Origin of the sequence: Streptomyces sp. B21-105, assembly GCF_036898465.1 — a bacterium.
Taxonomy (GTDB): Bacteria; Actinomycetota; Actinomycetes; order Streptomycetales; family Streptomycetaceae; genus Streptomyces.
The window spans coordinates 8321939-8338976 of sequence record NZ_JARUMJ010000001.1 but is presented as its reverse complement, the minus strand read 5'-3'; the positions used below and the strand labels follow the sequence as shown (position 1 = coordinate 8338976).

Below are 17038 nucleotides of genomic sequence, written 5' to 3'. Positions count from 1 at the left end.
GTGGCTGCGGTTCGGGCGTGGGCACCGGGCTCGGGAAGGGATCCGGAAGTACCGGGTCGGGGCCTGGCGTCGGCCCGGGCGGGACGGGGTCGGGGTACGGGTCGCTCATCGTGTCCTCCGGCCGCTTGCGGGGCTTGGCTGTGGAACTACTCCCCCGCGTACCCGGGCCCGCCCCGCACACTCACCCGGCCGGCCCCGCCCGACCGTCACCCCTACGGCGCCCGAGCGGACGACGGGGCCCACGGCCGGCGGAGGCCGTGCGCAGGCCGCCCCATCGGGGACCGCATTCGGCTCGGACCACCGGTGACGCCACCCAAGCCCCGATCGCCGCCCACGCCCCGATCGCCGCGATCGCCGTGCGACGGCAGGCCACCCGCATCGCGGGCGCGCCCGGCTCGCGAGCCGCCGAAGGACAGACCGACGGGGCCTGGGCGCGAAGGTCAGAGCCTGCCGGGGTGGGCGCGCAGCCAGTCCTTCGCGGCGCTCAGCAGCCCGGGGTCCGCGGCCGGAGCCTCCTCGGGGTGGCGTGCGGCCCACTTCACGACGTACGGGCACAGCGGCGCCACCGGGACGCCGTCGCGCGCGGCCAGGGCGTACAGCTCGCGCGCCAGCGACCCCGCGATGCCCTTGCCCTCGTGCGCGGGTTCGACGACGGTGTGCACCGGCACCAGGGCGGCAGCGGGCGAGTCGAGGACGAAGTACTCGATACGGCCGACGACTTCACCGCCGTCGCCGACGGCTTCGAGGCGGCCCGCCGCCCGGTCGTCGCGGATCTCGATGTCGCTCATGGGGCTCTCCCGGTGCGGTGACTGCGCTGACGGCTTCGGTCAGACCGACACCGCGTGCGGGCTGCGCTCCTGGTCGGTGCCCGGTACCGGCTCCGAGGGGTCGGCCCCCAGGGCCACGATCCGGTTGTCACCGTCCACGTGCACGATCCGCGGCTCCAGTGCCCGCGCCTCGGCGTCGGTCACCTGAGCGTAACTGATGATGATCACCAGGTCACCGGGGTGCACGAGATGCGCGGCGGCGCCGTTGATGCCGACGACACCGGAGCCGCGCTCCCCTTCGATGACGTACGTCTCCAGCCGCGCCCCGTTGGCGATGTCGACGATGTGCACGAGCTCGCCCGGCAGCAGATCGGCGGCGTCCAACAGGTCGGCGTCGATGGTCACCGATCCCACGTAGTGCAGGTCGGCCTGGGTGACGGTGGCACGGTGGATCTTGGACTTGAACATGGTACGCAACATCGGGGCACTCCCACAAGTAGGCTCCCTGCCTGCGTTTTTGCAGGTCAAGGGCTGTTTCGACACCCTACAACGAGTCGCATGTTCGGGCAGCTGTCCAAAGGTTATTCAGGACTCATGCTGACCACTCGCTGACTTTCCTGACGCCTCGTCAGGTGACTGGAGGAGGGCTTCGCCACCTCTCGCGGACCCCGCCGTGGCGACGGCCCAAGCCTACGCAGCACCCCCCGAAGGACGTCCGTGATCACCGTCACGCGGACGGTCTGGACGGCAGTCAGCAGCGAAGGCGCTCGACCGGAAGTCGGACTACGCACCGCCATGGGTCAGCCGGCCCAGGCCCCTCGTATCCCGTCTCAAAGGAGGAGGCGCCCACAGCTCCATGAATTCGAGTGGCCGAAGCAGCGCGGCAACATAGCGGCGGATCGCCGGTTACTACTCCACCGCCAACGGCGCCGCCGTCCAGCAGTGGACCTGCCACGGGGGCACCAACCAGCGGTTCAAGCTGAGCACGGTGACCGCGCTCGGCAACAGCCACGACCACCAGCTCGTCGCCGTGAACAGCAGCGAGTGCGTCGACGTCAGCACCATCTCCACCGCGCCCCGCACCCTCATCCACCAATGGACATGCGACACCGGCAGCACCCTGACCACCAAGAAGAACAAGATCTGGCGGCTCACCGGCAAGGACTGACCAACAGCGGATCCCGCTGAGTCCCCCGGCCACCCCGGTGGAAACAGGGCCTGCTCCACGCAGGGCCCCGAGCGAGGGTCACGACACCCGGTCGCGGCCCTCTCCACGTGCGGACCAGACTCCCAGCCTCGCCGACCACCATGGGGGGCTGGGGATGCGTATCTGCAAGGAGAAGGAGCGGGCACCGTCGAGGGTGCCCGGCCGGCGGGTCTCGCCGTCAACCAGCGGACCGGCAGGGTCTACGCCTCCCCCGCCCCTCTCGGCTTCGCTCCAACAGGCCCGGCCCGCCTTTCCGACTACGGCACGACAGGCGGCAGAGACTCGCGGTGCGCGTCGTGGTGGCCGCCGGCGACGAGCTGTGTGATGGCTGACAGTCGGCGGTCCAGCCAGTCGCCGTTCGGCAGCTTCACCGCGTCCGCACGGAATGACGAAATGGCCCCGGACGGTGTGACGTGTCGATCGGTGGCCGTCGCACCACGAGTGTGGCGGTGGTGAGCCCGACCGCAGGCCCGGGGGTGGGAGGACCTCGGGCAGCGATCGGGGGCACGGTGACGGGGGGCCCATCGGACTGCGTCAGAGTCTTGGGCGTCCACGGACCGGTCAGCAGCTCCACCGGACCGCTGAACCCGTGCGTGGGCCGCTCCCACAGCACGACTCGGGCGTCTCCTCGCGCGATGCATGGGGCGCCCGGCAGCTTGGCCGGAGAGAGAGTGGTCACATCCGCTCCGGCGGCGGCCAAGAGGATTGCGGGAGACCGGCCGAAAACATAGCTTGACCCGGCAAAAAGAAAGCTCTTGCCCATCGCAAGGCACCCGCAGCGGGACGTCGCAGCGCCGCGACAGCTCGTGCACCGCACGCCCGCACTCATGCCCCCGGCACCTCACGGACCCAGGTTCACGTATGCCTCGACACGCCCTCGCCCCCGTGCTTTTCCTGCTCGGCTCGCTCGCCCTCACGGGCGCCTGCTCCACCGGCTCCTCCCCGGCGGACTCCGCGCCCTCCGCGGACAACCCGTCCCGGACCCGAGGCAACGGCACCGGCACCCAGGTCGACCTGAGCAAGCTCAAGGGCGTGAACATCGTCAGCGACAGCAGCACCGACCGTTCGTGCCCCTGGGCTACGAGCTACCCGGACGTCCCCGGCGCCGGGGCGATGACGGCCGCGATGAAAAGGGACGTGGAGGTGCGCCTCGCGGGCTTCCTCGGCGAGGACATCGGCGGCCCGCCGAGCTGCGGCGGCGCGGACGGGTCGGAGGGCCCCGAGCTGAACGTCAGCTTCTCGTTCCTCGTGGCCTCCGGCGACGTGCTGGGCGTCCGGCTGACGACAGTCGACCGTACGTCGAACGCGGACGGCATAGGCACCAGGACGTACTGGTACGACGGCGCCGCCAAGAAGTACCGGCCCTCCCCCGGGCTCATCGCGGACGGTTCCCGTGACACCTTCGTCTCGGCCCTGAAGAAGGGCCTGGAGAAGCGGGAAGGGGTCACTCCCGAGAGCGTCGACGCGGCGCTCGGCGACCGGGAGTACCGGGACTCCTACCTGGACGACATGGCCTTCACCGCCGACGGAGATCTGAGGGTGGACTTCGACCGGGACACGGTCGGCCTCCCCCCTGCCGGCCGCATCTCTGTCACCCTCCCCAGGGCGATCGTCACCCCGTGGCTGTCCGACTTCGGCAGCCGCGCCCAGGCGGAGACCACCGACCCGGACGACAAGCTCGACCTCGGTGGCACCCGCACACCCGCCCCGGCCGTCGCCGCCCAGCCGGACCCGGGCGAGGACACCACGGACTGCTCCAAGGCCAAGTGCATCGCCCTGACCTTCGACGACGGCCCCGCCGCCCCCGAGACGGGAACGCTGCTCAAAAACCTCGCCCAGTACAAGGCGCGCGCCACCTTCTTCGTCGTCGGCCAGAACGTCGCCACCCACCCGGACATCGTCCGCGCCGAGATGAAGTCCGGCCACGAGGTCGCCAACCACTCCTGGAACCACCCGGTCCTCACCAATCTCACCCCAGCCCAGATCCGCTCCCAGCTGGAGCGCACCACCACGGCGATCAAGGACGCGACCGGCAAGGAGCCGACACTGTTCCGCCCGCCGTACGGCGCGATCGACGACGAGGTCAAGGCGGCCACCAGCCTCTCCCCCGTCCTGTGGGACATGGACACCCTGGACTGGAAGACCCACGACCCGGCCAAGGTCGCCCGGACCGTCATCTCCCAGGCCGAACCCAACGACGTCGTCCTGATCCACGACATCCACCCCACCTCGGTCGCCGCCGTCCCCGAGATCCTGCGCACCCTCACCGCCCGCGGCTACCACTTCGTCACCGTCAGCCACCTGCGCGCAACCCTTTGAACTCCGGCGGGAACGGCACGGTCGACGTGGATGGCCTTGCGGCCGCCGCTTGCGATCGCGGTGCGCGGACACGTGGACCCGCATGGCGCACAGGCGTGAGCAGTATGCGCGGCGGCGGTTTCCCGAGGTGTCGACGAAGACGGCACGGCAGCCCGGTGCCGAACACCGCCCGAGACTTCACCGCTCGGCCCGGCGCCGGCCGGCGGTCCAGCGTCCCGGCGGTCTCGGGCCCGAGCTGTCCGCGCTCGGCGGTTCCGCCGCGGACTGATCGGCGACCTATCGGCCGGAACGCGGCGAACTGCAGTCATCGGGCGTAGAGCTCGTTGGCCGGGGTCATCTCAGCCGGCCGGGAAGTCACCTCGTCAGAACCACTGTTCCTTGCGGTCGGCGAACAACCCGCCGATGTCGCAGGACCGTCGGCGATCTGGGCGCGCAACGTGGCTCAGGTGGCCGGACTCTGTCAGGAGCCGGAAGGGGTGACCACGGCGTCGTAGCCGTCGAAGACCTCCGCGAATCGGCGCACCATGGGCAGGGTCTCGGGGCGGTAGCCGGTGTTGAAGTGCGTCTGGCGGCAGCAGGTCTGGTCCTGCGGGAACTCCACGGTGGCCGAGCCGTTCCAGCAGTTCGGTCACCGCGCGGCCGGTGCGGGGGAACATCACGTCGTTGAAACAGGTGATGGAGGGAACTATGCGCATGGTGCTTCCTGAGCGGCCGGTGAGCCGGTGAACGTCAGGCCGTAGGTCCTCAGAGCGGTTCCGGTGAAGACCTCGTGTTGTTCGTCGGGACGGAGAGCGGCCATCAACTCCCGTGCGGTGGAGATGACTTCGGCGTATGTGGCGGCCAGCCGGCAGACGGGCCAGTCGGATCCGAACATCAGCCGCCGCGGGCCGAAGACGTCCAGCATCGTGTCCGCGTATGGCCGGAGGTCCTCGACGCTCCACCGGTCCCAGTCGGCCTCGGTCACCATGCCGGAGAGCTTGCAGACGGTGTTGGGCAGCGAGGCCAGCAGACGAACTGAGTCCGCCCACGGCCGCAGCTCGCCCGAGGCGATGGGGGGCTTGCCCGCGTGATCGAGTACGAAGGTGAGGCCGGGAAGCAGTCGGGCGGTCTCATACGCGGCCGCGAGCTGGTGGGGCCTGACGACCAGGTCGTACACGAGCCCCGCCTCGGCCACCGCGGCGAGCCCACGTCGTACGTCCGGCCGCATCAGCCAGCGAGGGTCGGATTCGCCCTGCACCTGGTGTCGGATGCCCACCAGGTACTCGCCGCCCGGTCCCTCCCGCAGCACCGCGAGCGCGCGGGCGGCATCTGAGGAGGTCAGGTCGATCCAGCCGACGACGCCGGCCACCAGGTCGCTGTCCTGGGCCAACGCCAGGAACTCGGGCGTTTCCTCCGGCACGTCGATCGTCTGGATCAGGACCGTCGCGGTGACGCCGGAGGCCCGGGCCTCGGACTCCAGGTCGGCGAGCAGGAAGTCGCGGCGCAGCGGGGCGAGTTCCGGTCCGGTGATCCAGTCCTGGTCGCGGACGGAGAGGTCCCACACGTGGTGGTGCGCGTCGATGACGCCCTCAGCGGTGTTCCCCTCCATGGCGGTCACCCCCACGACTCCTCGACTCGCCCTGCGGCCGATCGGCTTCGTCGACCCGTGAGGCGGCGAGGGCGACAGGGACGTGTGGGGGCAGCAGCCCCTCGGCGCGTATTCCGTCCCAGACCGCGGCCGGTACCGTTCGCCGCAGCTGGTCCACCGTGTCGCGGACCTCCTCGGCGGAACGCGCACCGGACAGTACGCTCGCGACCGCCGGATGGCCGAACGGGAAGCGCAGAGCGGCTGCGCGCAGCGGTACGCCGTGGCGTTCGGTGACCGCCTTCATGCGCAGGGCCCGGTCCAGCACATGTGGTGGGGTGGGCGCGTAGTCGTACATGGACCCGGGTTTCGGGTCGGTGAGGAGACCCGAGTTGAAAACCCCGCCGACGATGACACTCCTGCCGCGGGCGGCGGCCTCGGGCAGTACTTCCGCCAGCCCTTCCTGTTCCAGCAGGGTGTAGCGGCCGGCGAGCAGCACCACGTCGATGTCGGTCTCGCGCAGGAAGCGGGCGGGGAGCGCGCACCGGTTCACTCCGACGCCGATCGCCTTGACGACGCCTTCGCCGCGCAGCCGTTCCAGCGCCGGGTACGCCTCGGTGAGGGCCTGCTCGGCGTGGTGGTCCGGGTCGTGCAGCAGGGCGATGTCCACCCGGTCCAGGCCGAGGCGGTCCAGGCTCGCTTCCAGGGAGCGCAGGACGCCGTCGGAGCTGAAGTCCCAGTGGCGGCGGTGGGTGTCGGGCACGGCGAAGCCGTGTGCGAGATCGTCACCGCGGCCGCCCTCCGGGGCGGGTTCGAGCAGCCGCCCGACCTTGGTGGAGACGGTGTACGTGTCGCGGTCGCGTCCGCGCAGCGTGGCACCCAGGCGGCGCTCGGACAGCCCGAGTCCGTAGTGCGGGGCGGTGTCGAAGGTGCGGATGCCCACGTCCCAGGCCGCCTCCACCGCGGCGGACGCGGCCTCGTCGGTGACCGGGCGGAAGAGGTTTCCGATGCCGGCGGCCCGAAGGACAGCTCGGTGACTCTGACGTCGGTGGTGCCCAGCGCGGTCGTTCTCATGAGCCGGCCGCCGGGCGCAGCCGGAGTCCCTGCAGGCCACCGTCGACGGCCAGGGCGATGCCGGTGACGGAGGCCGCGGCGGGGCTCGCCAGGTGGACCACGGCCGCCGCCGCCTCGTCCGCGGTGACGAGGCGGTCCAGGGGCCGGCGTGCGTCGAGGGCGGCACGTTCGGCCTCCGGGTCGTCCGCGGCGTCCAGGAGCCGGGTCACCCAGGGGTGTCGGCGGTGCCGGGGTTGACGCGGTTGCCCTCACGGACGTGGTCCGCTGCCATCGCCAGGGTCAGCGACAGCACCTCGCCCTTGCTGGCGGAGTACAGGGCGCGGTGGGAAGGGCCCGCGGTGGCAGCGATGGAGCAGGTGTTGACGACCGCCGCGTGGGACGAGGGCCGCAGATACGGCAGGGCGGCGCGGGTGGTACGCACGGCGGCGGGCCGCTCCTCGCCGGGCGCGCCGACTCGTAGCAGTTTCACTGAGCGTCTCCTCGCGTGGGGTGGTTGTCAGGTGGCTGTCGCCGAAGGGGTCAGATGCCAGATCTCGGTCAGGTCCGACCAGTTGCCCGCTGTGCCGCTGTCGGCCCAGGACTCCTGACAGGGGCTGGTGAGCTTCCACCAGGCTTGGGTGGCCGTGTCGGCGCCGATAGCGGCCATGTCCGCCTCGAAGTCGTCGCCGTGGTACTCGAAGTAGCCGAACAGCGTGTCCTCGCGCAGAAAAATGCTGTAGTTGCGGATGTTCGCGGCCCGCAGTGCGGCCTCGACAGCCGGCCATACCTCGCAGTGCAGGCGCAGATACTGGTCACGGTGCTCCGGCCGCAGGCGGATCGTCTGGGCGACGCGTTTCATCGGGGTCCTTCGGTGAGGGAGGCCGCGTTGCCGGCCGGTCCGGATCGGGCGTGCCTGGTGGCGCATCGGCGAAGGCTCTGCCCGCACGACACGCTGCTCGGAACGACCTCGACGTCAGGGAACGTCGGTTCGGCACGGCGGTGTGCGGCGGGCGTTTGTCAGCGCGCCATGAGCGGACGAAGGAGTCGTCAGGGGGCCGGGGTGTGGCTGCCGCCTCACTCCTTGGTCGCACCGGCGAGCATGCCGGACACGAGAGCGCGTTGGGAGAACAGGAACACGATCAGAACGGGAACGATGGTCACCAGGGTGGCCAGGGCCAGTTCGGGCCGCAGGATCTGGTTTCCCCCGCCGCTGGAGGTGTTGAACAGCGGTGAGGCGGCGAGCAGGTTGTTCAGTCCCACCTGCGCCGGATACTGGGAGCTGTCGGGCAGCATCACGAACGGCAGGAAGAAGTTGTTCCAGTTGCCGACGAAGTTGAAGAAGCCGACCAGGGCGATCACCGGCTTGGCCAGCGGCATCGCGATGAGCCGGAAGACCTGCCACTCCGAGCAGCCGTCGATCCGTGCGGCGGACAGCAGGTCGGAGGGGACGTTGGAGGAGAAGTAGATGTAGGTGAGATAGACCCCGAACGGGAAGAAGGAGAACGGCAGGATGACCGACCAGATCGTGCCGTCCAGGTGCACGGCGTTCATTCCCAGGTACAGGGGCAGCACCATCGCGGCGGTCGGCATGAGCATCACGAGCATGGTGACGGTCAGCAGCATCCGCCGGCCGATGAACTGGGTGAGCGCCAGCGCGTACCCGGCGGGGATCGACGTCACCAGGGTGAGGATCAGCGCGCCGAACGTGTAGAGCGCCGAGTTCTGCAACCAGGTGAGGATGGCGCCGTCCTGGAAGGCGTAGAGGTGGTGCCAGGTGTCGGCGACGGCCCCCAGGGAGCCGAAGGAGAAGGGGTTGTCCCGCACGATCTGGCCGTCGGTCTTGGTCGGGGCCAGCAGGAGCCACGCCACCGGCACACAGAAGAACAGCACGGCCAGGCCCATGACGATGAGCCAGGCCAGCCGGGCGGCCAGTGAGCTGGGGCGGCGCGTCCGGCGCATGGGTTTCCTCGGGCTGGTGCGGGCGCCGGCGTTGTGGGGCGGCGGGGTTCGGCGGGCTGTGGTCGTGTGAGCCGTGGTCATCGTTCGTCCCTGTCGAACAGGCCGGTACGGAAGACGACGAGCGCCGCGCAGGCGAGGCCCAGGATGAGGAGGTCGACGGAGAGCGCCGCCGCGCCGTTGAAGTCGCCTGCCTGGAAGGCGTACTGGTAGGAGAGCTGGTTCGGCGACCAGCTGTCGGGGATCATGCCCCAGCTGGCGAGGGAGACCAGTTGTGGCTCGACGAAGAGCTGGGTGCCGGCCGCGAAGGCCAGGATCAGCATGTACGCGATCCACTTGGTGAGCATCGGGATCTGGATGCGCAGGGCGATCTGGAGCGTGTTGGCGCCGTCGATGCGGGCGGCTTCCAGGATCTCGTCGGGGATGCTGTTGAGCGCGCCGTACATGACCACGATCCAGCCGCCGGCCCCGGTCCAGAAGGCGATGACGGTGAAGAGAACGGGCAGGTGGTCGGGGGCGTTGACCTGGGCGAGGGTGTTCCAGCCGAAGCCCTTCAGCAGCCAGCCGACGGGACTGGCCGCCGGGTCGAGGAGGATCAGGAAGAGCAGTACGCTCGCCACCCCCGCGAGGGCGCCCGGCAGGTAGAACAGGAACCGCAGGCTGGTGGAGGCCCTGCGCATGCGGCCGTGCAGCATCAGGGAGAGCAGCACCACCAGGATCATCAGGCTGGCCAGCCACACCACCAGGTACAGGCCGATGTGGAGGAAGGCCGGTCCGAAGCGGTAGTCGCTGAAGGTGCGGGTGAAGTTGCCGATCCCGACGAGTTGGCTGCGGGAGTTGGACAGTGCCAGCCACACCGCGTAACCGGTGGGCAGGACGCCGAAGGCGAGCAGGAGGAGGACGTAGCCGGAGACGAAGACGTATCCGGCGCGTCCGACCGGGTTGCGGGCCGAGCGGTCGCCGCGGCGGCCGCTCCGCTCCGTTGCGAGGTGGGTGGTCATGGGTCCGCTTCGCTAGTTGACGGTGTATCCGAGGGACTCGGCCTTGTCGGTGATGGCCTTCTGCCAGGTGTCCAGGGTGTCGGTGAGGGTCTTGCCGGAGTTCAGGGCCGGGATCACGGTGGAGGAGTAGATCGCTTCCTGGCTGTACTGGGTGGCGGACCAGCCGGCCAGATCAGTTCCGCGGCTTCCTCGAAGACGGGGCTGATGTCGTTGGCGAAGTAGCCGGTGCTGCGCTGGTTGGCGAGCCAGGTGGTGGCCGCGGGCCTGTAGGCGGGGTAGGTGGCCGCGGTGGCCTGGTAGTCGTCGGAGGTGGTCATCCAGGTGACCAGGTCGGAGGCCGTCTTGAGGTTCTTGCTGTGGGAGGAGACGAACCACAGGCCGCCGCCGACGTTGCCGGTGTAGTTCTTGTCATCGCCCTCGAACTTCAGCGGTGAAGCAGCGGCGATCTGCCCCTTGGGGATCTTGAAGGTGGAGTTGAAGAGCACCTGCCCGTACCAGGACGGGCCGGGGAGCATGAGGACCTTGCTCGCCTGGTTCTTGATGAAGCCGGCACTGAAGACGGTGTCCTTGGCGACCGATCCCTTGGCGATCAGAGTGTCGAGCAGCCTGGCCATCCGGGTGCACTTGGAGTCGTGCAGGTCCACGGTGACCTTCTTGGCACCGGTCGCGGTGCTGGCGGTGCACTGACTCGCCCAGAAGTACACCTCCGGCGTCCAGGCGTCCCCGGCGGTTCCGACCAGGTACCCGGGGTGTTCCTTGGCGACCCGCTCACCGAGGGCCTGGTACTCCTCCCAGGTGGTCGGGACGGAGTAGCCCCACTTGCCCATGAGCTCCTTGTTGTACCAGAGCACGTTCTGGGCGAGGTCGTTGCGCAGACAGTAGGTGCTGCCGTTGACCTTGCAGGGGTTCAGTGCGCCGTGCGCGAATCCGTTCAGGGTCGACAGCGGGACCAGGCCCTTGTCGACGGGCGCGGCATAGGGGGACTTGCCCTGGGCGGCCCAGCTGCCGTCGTTGACGTTGGCGCTGAAGGCGACGTCGGGCCAGCCGCTGCCGGTCCGGTCGAACAGCTGCACCTTGGTCTGCAGGTCGTTGGCCCCGTTGGCGTCGCCGCTGTACGTGACGATCTTCAGCTTCACGTCGGGGTGCGCCTCCTGGTACGCCTGCACGCCGGGCACACGGGCGGCGTCCGCCCAGACCGTGATCTCGCTGCCTTCCTGCTGCGCGACAGGCTTGAAGGCGGCGGGGGAGGAAGTCGCCGTGGGTGTGGGGTCCGCGCTGCCGCAGGCAGCGATCGCGAGCAGGGAGACCGCGCCCAGGACGGCGGCGGCCGCGTCTCTGAGCTGGCGGCGGGAGGAAACCGGAACGTCGTCGTTCATGACTGACCTCAGATCTTGGAAAATGGCGCACGACAGGGAGAGGCGCCGCGTTCGGGGTGTTCGAAACAGGCGGTCGGGCCTGCGGCTCCGGTCATCAGGCCCGGGGCGGAGTGACGGTCTCCTTGTCGACAAATCTTTGAAGGACGGGAGGGTAATCCAAGCCCGCCGGAAGGGCGACGCCCGGACCGGTGGGGGCATGGACGAGGCCGTGGGCGTCGATGCCGCTCTCGCGGCCGATGGGGTTGCCCATGACCAGCGACTCGTAGTAGGTGGTATTGGAGATGGCCATGCACAGGTGCCGGTTGGGGATCTCCGGCCCGTGCACCTCGGCGCGCAGCCGGTAGGCGTCGGCGAGGTGGGCGGTGCGCATCGCGCCGGTGAAGCCGCCCCGCAGCTGGGTGGAGGCGCGGACTCCGAAGGTGGCGGCGCCGGCCTGGATGAAGTCGGCCGAGTTCATGTGCGCCCCGTCGGACGTCTCCGCCACGAGGAGGGGAACGGCCACCGCGTCGGCGAGACGCTTGTACGCGGTGACGCTGAACTCCCTCATCGGCTCCTCGTACCAGAGGTACCCGGCGCCCGAGAGGGCGTGCCCGAGATAGATCGCGTCGGGGAGGTCGAAGCCCGCCGAGCCGTCGAACATCAGCGGGATGTCGTCCCCCACGTGTTCGCGCAGAGCCACCGACAGGCGGGCGTCGCGGCGGGCGTCGCCCCAGGCGTGGAGCTTGATGGCCGGGTAGCCGAGTTCGAGGGCCTGGTCGGCGATGTCCAGGTACTCCTCGACCGAGGAGTAGGTGACGGTGGAGGCGTAGGCGGGTATCGAGGTACGGTAACCGCCGAGCATCTGCCAGGTGGGCCGGTCGGCGAGTCGTCCGGCCAGGTCCCAGAGGGCGGTGTCGACCAGACCCAGCAGGTAGAGCGGAAGCTCCTCGGTGCGGTCCAGCTCCCACATGCGGTGCCAGAGCCATTCCCGCTGCAGCGGATCCTGACCCACCAACTCCTTGCGCAGGACGCGGTCCAGCAGGTCCGCCAGGATGACACCGCTGCCCCGCCGGGGGGACATCGCCACCCCCTCGACCCCTTCGTCCGTGCAGATGCGCAGCGCCGCGGCCTCGCCCTCGGACGGGCTGCCCAGGAGTCCGTCCCGCCAGACGAAGGGCGGACTGACCCCGGGCACCCGGACCGGATGGCACTCGACTTCGGTAATGCGCACGGCGTGCACCCCTTGCCACAGGAGAAGTACTGCTGCGAAATTTTCGTGTAACGTAAGTCGTCATACGAATGCTGTCAAGAAGTTCCGCACAGTAGACTCGCCGTCATCCGCACCAGCAAGGGGGCACACATGGCCAAGGACAGCGCCGGCAGAGGAGGAGAGCCTCCCGTTCTCAAGCCCTGGCCCAAGCGTCCGGCCCGGCTGGCGCAGGCAGTCATGGAGAGCCTGACCGACTCGATCGTGTCGGGCGTCCTTCCTCCGGGATCGACCCTGCCGGTGGAACCCGAGCTCTGCGAGACGTTCGGCGTCAGCCGCATCACCGTCCGCGAGGCGGTCAAGTCCCTGGAGGCCAAGGGGCTGGTCCTCGCCCGGCAGGGCTACGGCACCACCGTCACCCCGCCCGAGGAATGGAACCTCCTCGACCCCGTGGTGCTCGCCGCGACCGTCCAGCACGACGACCAGCTCGTCGTCCTCGACCAGCTGGTCGACATCCGGTCCACGCTGGAGGCCCAGATGACCGCCCAGGCCGCGGAGCTGGCCACCGACGACGACCTGCGAGCCATCGAGCGGCTGCTCGCCCGGCTCGACGAGGAGACCGCCGTCCCGGCACGCTTCATCGAGACCGATGTGGCCTTCCACGACCGGATCCTCCAGGCATCCCACAACAGGCTCGGCCGTTCCATCATCCGGATCCTCCACGCCCAGGCGCGCACGACCTTCCTGTACAACGGCACGCCGGACGAGACCGCGTGCCACCAGGCCAACGAAGAGCACCGCGCAGTCGCCGAGCGGCTGCTGGCCCGGGACCCCGACGGGGCCGCACAGGCCATGGCCGCACACATCCAGACCGCTTGGAGCCGCCGCCGCTTGCCGAACGTAGGCTCCCCCACCTTCTGAGGGCACCCGCACCGACCTCGCCCCCGAGCCGACAGGCCGGGGGCGTTCGCATGCCCGGGGCCGACCGGGTCGACGACGCTCGACCTATTGACGAAATTCATATGACGTCTAATGTTACTTCGCCATTACCCCTTCCCCTCTTGTCGCCGGCTCCCCCGCCCACCAAGAGCACCCCCAGATCGTCTGAACCTCCCGGAAGGTCTCACGTGCGAACAACCCACATCCGCCCCGCAGGCCCTGACCGCCTCAGATCATGGCTGGCCACCGCCGCCGTCCTCGTCGCCTCGACCGCGGCAGTCCTCATCCAGGCCGACCCCGCCTTCGCGGCCGGCACGACCCTCTACGCCTCCCCGAACGGCTCCGGCACCGCCTGCTCCGTCAGCCAGCCCTGCTCCGTCACCCAGGCCAAGACCAACGTGCGGGCGATCAACGGCTCCATGACAGGTGACATCACCATCGAGCTCGCCGACGGCGTCTACCGGCTCTCCGCGCCGCTCGCCTTCACCTCGGCGGACTCCGGCACCGGCGGCTACACGGTGACCTGGAAGGCCGCGCTCGGCGCCCATCCCGTCATCACCGGAGCGCAGAAGGCCACCGGCTGGACCGTGCAGGACTCGGCCAAGAACATCTGGAAGGCCGACGTCGGCACCGGCTTCGACACGCGCCATCTGTTCGTCGACGGCGTCCTGGCCACCAGGGCCCGCTCCTCGGTCAACCGCTCCTACCTGACCGCGACCACCAGCGGCTACACGTTCACCGACAGCTCGCTGAGCTACCTCAACAGCCTCGCGCAGCCCGGCCGGACCGAGATCCACGGCATCGGATCCTTCACCGACCGCTATGCCCCGGTGACCGGCATCAGCAGCGGCGCCATCACCATGGACCAGCCCTCGTGGGACAACAACACGTTCGGCTACGACACCCTGACGAGCCCCTTCCGGGCCGGCCCCCTGTACATCGAGAACGCCTACGAATTCCTCGACACGGCCGGCGAGTGGTACCTCGACACCGCCACCGGCACCCTGTACTACAAGCCGCTCACCGGGCAGGACATGAGCGCGGCCGACGTCGAGGTGCCGAAGCTGGAGTCACTCATCGGCGTCGGAGGGACGTACTCCTCCCCCGCCACCCACATCGCCTTCTCAGGGCTGCAGTTCTCGGGCACCAGTTGGCTGGACCCCACCGCCCACGGCTACGCCAGCCAGCAGACCGGCGCGTACATCTCCGGTACCTGGGACCGCCCGTCGGACGCGCTGACCTCCTGCCAGAGCGGCTGCCCGCTCTTCGAGGCGACACGCCCCCACTGGGACCAGATGCCCGCCGCCGTACAGGTCTCGGCCGCCGACCACATCACGTTCACCGGTAACCGGTTCACCCAACTCGGGCAGGTCGGCCTCGGCATCGGCAACGACGCCAACGCCCACACCACCGGCGTGGGACTCGGCGCCGACACCATCACCGCGACGGCCAACGTGTTCACCCAGGACGCGGGCGGCGGCATCGTCGCCGGCGGCCTTCAGGCGGACGCGCACCACCCCGGCGACAGCCGGATGACCAACAAGAACATCACGCTGAGCAACAACCTCATCCATGACGTGGCGCTGGAATACCGTGACATGTCGGCCATCCTCGTCACCTACGTCAGCGGCGCGACCGTCTCGCACAACGAGGTGTACAACCTGCCCTACTCCGGCCTCACCATCGGCTACGGCTGGGGCGTCAACGACATCGGCGGCAGCCAGGACTACGTCAACCGGGGCCTGTACAGCTACCAGCCCACCTACACGACGGCGACCACCGCCGCCGACAACCACGTCACGGACAACTACATCCACGACCTCATGCAGCAGATGACCGACGGCGGCTGCATGTACACGCTGTCGGCGTCACCGGGCAGCACCTTCGAACGCAACTACTGCCACACCAACAACGGCTGGTTCGGCTTCTACCACGACGAGGGCTCCCGGAACTTCACGGACACCAACAACGTTTTCCGCAACACCGGCAGTTGGGGCCACGAGAACAGCAGCTCGACCAACAACACCGGCGCCCTGACCCTGACCGACAACTGGACGAACAACAGTTCCGCGAACATCACCAACACCAACGGCCGCGGTGACGCGGTGAGCGGCACCGTCGTCGTCAGCAACGGCAACTGGCCGGCAGCCGCCAAGACGGTCATGGAGAGTGCCGGCATCCAGCCGTTGTACCGTCCGCTGACCACCGACCCCGTCAGCTCCCCCTACAGTGCCTACTCCTCAACCCCCGCCAACACCGGCCAGAGCGGCGGCCGCTTCACCATCACCGACGCGGGCGCGGACATCTGGGGTGCCGGCGGACAGCACGACGATGCCTACGGCACCGTCTTCCGGGCCGGGGCGGCCGTCAACGGCACCTCGGTGACCGCCCGGGTCGACAACCTGGACAACAGCAATGGCTGGGCCAAGGCCGGCGTCGCCCTGCGCAACGACCTCACCGGCAGCGGCTCCTCTGCCGGATACACGGTCGTCACGGCGACCCCGAGCCACGGCGTCAACTTCCAGTGGGACTCCAACGCCGACGGTTACCTCGACCAGCTCACGTCCACCGCTGCCACCGTCAAGGCGCCGGTCTGGGTGCGGCTCACCCGCACCGCCACCCAGGTTTCCGCCTACTACTCCACCGACGGATCCGCCTTCACCCAGATCGGCTCGACGGTGACCCTGCCGTCCATGGCGACCACACAGGATGCCGGTGTCATCCACACAGCCCACAGCGCCACCGCGGGCAGCGCGACATTCAGCAACCTGCGAATCGTCACCTCTCCCTACAAGGCATACAGTCCGATCCCGGCCGCAGCCAGCCAAAGCGGCCAAGTGACCTCCCTGACCGGCGCGGGCATCGACATATGGCGCTCCGGCACGGCATACGACGACGAGTACGCCGCCGCCTACCAGACGGGGGCCGCTGGAACGTCCTCGACCGTCACCGTCCGCGTCACCAGCCAGGACAACACCAACGGCTGGGCCAAAGCCGGCCTGATGCTGCGAAACAGCATCGCCTCCGCCGGCTCGTCCACCGGGTACCTCGTCCTCGCCACCACCCCCGGCAACGGAATCGCCCTGTCGTCGGACTCCAACGGTGACGGCTACCTCGACACCAACACCATCAAGACCGGAAGCGCCACCGTCGCCCCTGTCTGGCTCCGCCTGGTCAGGAACGGCACGTCGGTCACCGGCTCCTACTCCGCCAACGGCACCACCTGGACCACTGTCGGAACCGCGACGCTGACCGGGGCGAACAGCACCCTGGACGCGGGCATGTTCTCCACGGCCCACTCCGGAGGCATCGGCACCGCGAACTTCAGCCAGTTCTCCGTCAGCTGACGCAGCGGTTCGGGTCACGATCTCCGAAAGGAGCTCCGCGTGCCGGTGTGACCTCCACACCGGCACGCGGAGCGCCGTCATGTCCGGGCCGACCTGCGCGCGGTACGGCAACGCGCAGGCGGCATCGTCTCGGCGCCGAGAACCCTGAGCGGGCCCTGGAACCCCCCGTCAGCCCTTCACCGACCCCGCGGCCAGGCCGCTCATGACGTGGCGTTGCAGCACGACGAAGAGGACGAGGATGCCTTCGTGTAGTGGGCCGAGCAGGCGCCGACCGCCGCCTAGACGCCGGTCGTGACCGTGTAGACGTCGTTGCCGGGGCCGAG

12 protein-coding genes and 4 pseudogenes are annotated in these 17038 nt (G+C 69.4%); 4 read left to right on the top strand and 12 right to left on the bottom strand.

Annotated features, from left to right (window positions below; all coding sequences use genetic code 11):
* Positions 1 to 440: 440 nt before the first annotated feature.
* Together QA802_RS37305 and panD are read right to left on the bottom strand one after the other, a co-directional pair.
* Positions 441 to 788, bottom strand: coding sequence for a GNAT family N-acetyltransferase (locus QA802_RS37305; protein WP_334532380.1), 348 nt, complete (start codon positions 786 to 788; stop codon positions 441 to 443).
* A 39-nt stretch (positions 789 to 827) separates the two neighbouring features.
* Positions 828 to 1247: an aspartate 1-decarboxylase gene (gene panD, locus QA802_RS37300; RefSeq protein ID WP_334532377.1), complete on the bottom strand. Its 420-nt coding sequence runs from the start codon at positions 1245 to 1247 to the stop codon at positions 828 to 830.
* Positions 1248 to 1665: 418 nt separating this feature from the next.
* Here panD and QA802_RS37295 point away from each other — a divergent pair, with 418 nt between their 5' ends.
* Both QA802_RS37295 and QA802_RS37290 read left to right on the top strand, forming a co-directional pair.
* Positions 1666 to 1935 carry an RICIN domain-containing protein gene (locus tag QA802_RS37295; protein WP_334535132.1) on the top strand — a complete coding sequence of 90 codons (270 nt, stop codon included), beginning with the start codon at positions 1666 to 1668 and terminating at the stop codon, positions 1933 to 1935.
* A 900-nt stretch (positions 1936 to 2835) separates the two neighbouring features.
* Positions 2836 to 4293 (top strand): polysaccharide deacetylase family protein, encoded by a 1458-nt coding sequence (locus QA802_RS37290; protein WP_334532374.1) that lies wholly within the window; start codon positions 2836 to 2838, stop codon positions 4291 to 4293.
* A 60-nt stretch (positions 4294 to 4353) separates the two neighbouring features.
* Here QA802_RS37290 and QA802_RS37285 read toward each other — a convergent pair.
* The 10 genes and pseudogenes from QA802_RS37285 to QA802_RS37240 all read right to left on the bottom strand — a co-directional run.
* Positions 4354 to 4455: pseudogene (locus QA802_RS37285) on the bottom strand (CGNR zinc finger domain-containing protein); the annotation flags it as partial.
* 301 nt (positions 4456 to 4756) lie between these two features.
* Positions 4757 to 4988, bottom strand: a pseudogene (locus QA802_RS37280) (heterodisulfide reductase-related iron-sulfur binding cluster); the annotation flags it as partial.
* Complete coding sequence (locus tag QA802_RS37275) at positions 4979 to 5881, bottom strand: amidohydrolase family protein (RefSeq protein ID WP_334535130.1); 903 nt, start codon at positions 5879 to 5881, stop codon at positions 4979 to 4981. The pseudogene QA802_RS37280 and the gene QA802_RS37275, both read right to left, overlap by 10 nt.
* A pseudogene (locus QA802_RS37270) lies at positions 5862 to 6931 on the bottom strand (aldo/keto reductase). Before QA802_RS37270 ends, QA802_RS37275 begins: the two are co-directional and overlap by 20 nt.
* Positions 6928 to 7352 (bottom strand): annotated as a pseudogene (locus QA802_RS37265) (SDR family oxidoreductase); the annotation flags it as partial. The pseudogenes QA802_RS37270 and QA802_RS37265, both read right to left, overlap by 4 nt.
* A gap of 75 nt (positions 7353 to 7427) precedes the next feature.
* A complete protein-coding gene (locus QA802_RS37260) occupies positions 7428 to 7769 on the bottom strand; it encodes an L-rhamnose mutarotase (RefSeq protein WP_334532371.1) in 342 nt (113 codons plus the stop codon).
* 215 nt (positions 7770 to 7984) lie between these two features.
* A complete protein-coding gene (locus tag QA802_RS37255; protein ID WP_334532368.1) occupies positions 7985 to 8869 on the bottom strand; it encodes a carbohydrate ABC transporter permease in 885 nt (294 codons plus the stop codon).
* A 77-nt stretch (positions 8870 to 8946) separates the two neighbouring features.
* Positions 8947 to 9867 (bottom strand): carbohydrate ABC transporter permease, encoded by a 921-nt coding sequence (locus tag QA802_RS37250; protein WP_334532366.1) that lies wholly within the window; start codon positions 9865 to 9867, stop codon positions 8947 to 8949.
* 113 nt (positions 9868 to 9980) lie between these two features.
* The gene (locus QA802_RS37245) at positions 9981 to 11243 is read right to left on the bottom strand and encodes an ABC transporter substrate-binding protein (protein ID WP_334532364.1); all 1263 of its coding nucleotides are present in this window, start codon (positions 11241 to 11243) and stop codon (positions 9981 to 9983) included.
* 94 nt (positions 11244 to 11337) lie between these two features.
* Entirely contained in the window at positions 11338 to 12453 is a 1116-nt protein-coding gene (locus tag QA802_RS37240; RefSeq protein WP_334532362.1) for an enolase C-terminal domain-like protein, read from the bottom strand.
* Between the two features lie 129 nt (positions 12454 to 12582).
* Between QA802_RS37240 and QA802_RS37235 the strand changes: the two genes are divergently transcribed.
* Complete coding sequence (locus QA802_RS37235) at positions 12583 to 13350, top strand: FadR/GntR family transcriptional regulator (RefSeq protein WP_334532359.1); 768 nt, start codon at positions 12583 to 12585, stop codon at positions 13348 to 13350.
* 206 nt (positions 13351 to 13556) lie between these two features.
* Positions 13557 to 16715 (top strand): DUF1349 domain-containing protein, encoded by a 3159-nt coding sequence (locus tag QA802_RS37230; protein ID WP_334532356.1) that lies wholly within the window; start codon positions 13557 to 13559, stop codon positions 16713 to 16715.
* Positions 16716 to 17038 lie beyond the last annotated feature (323 nt).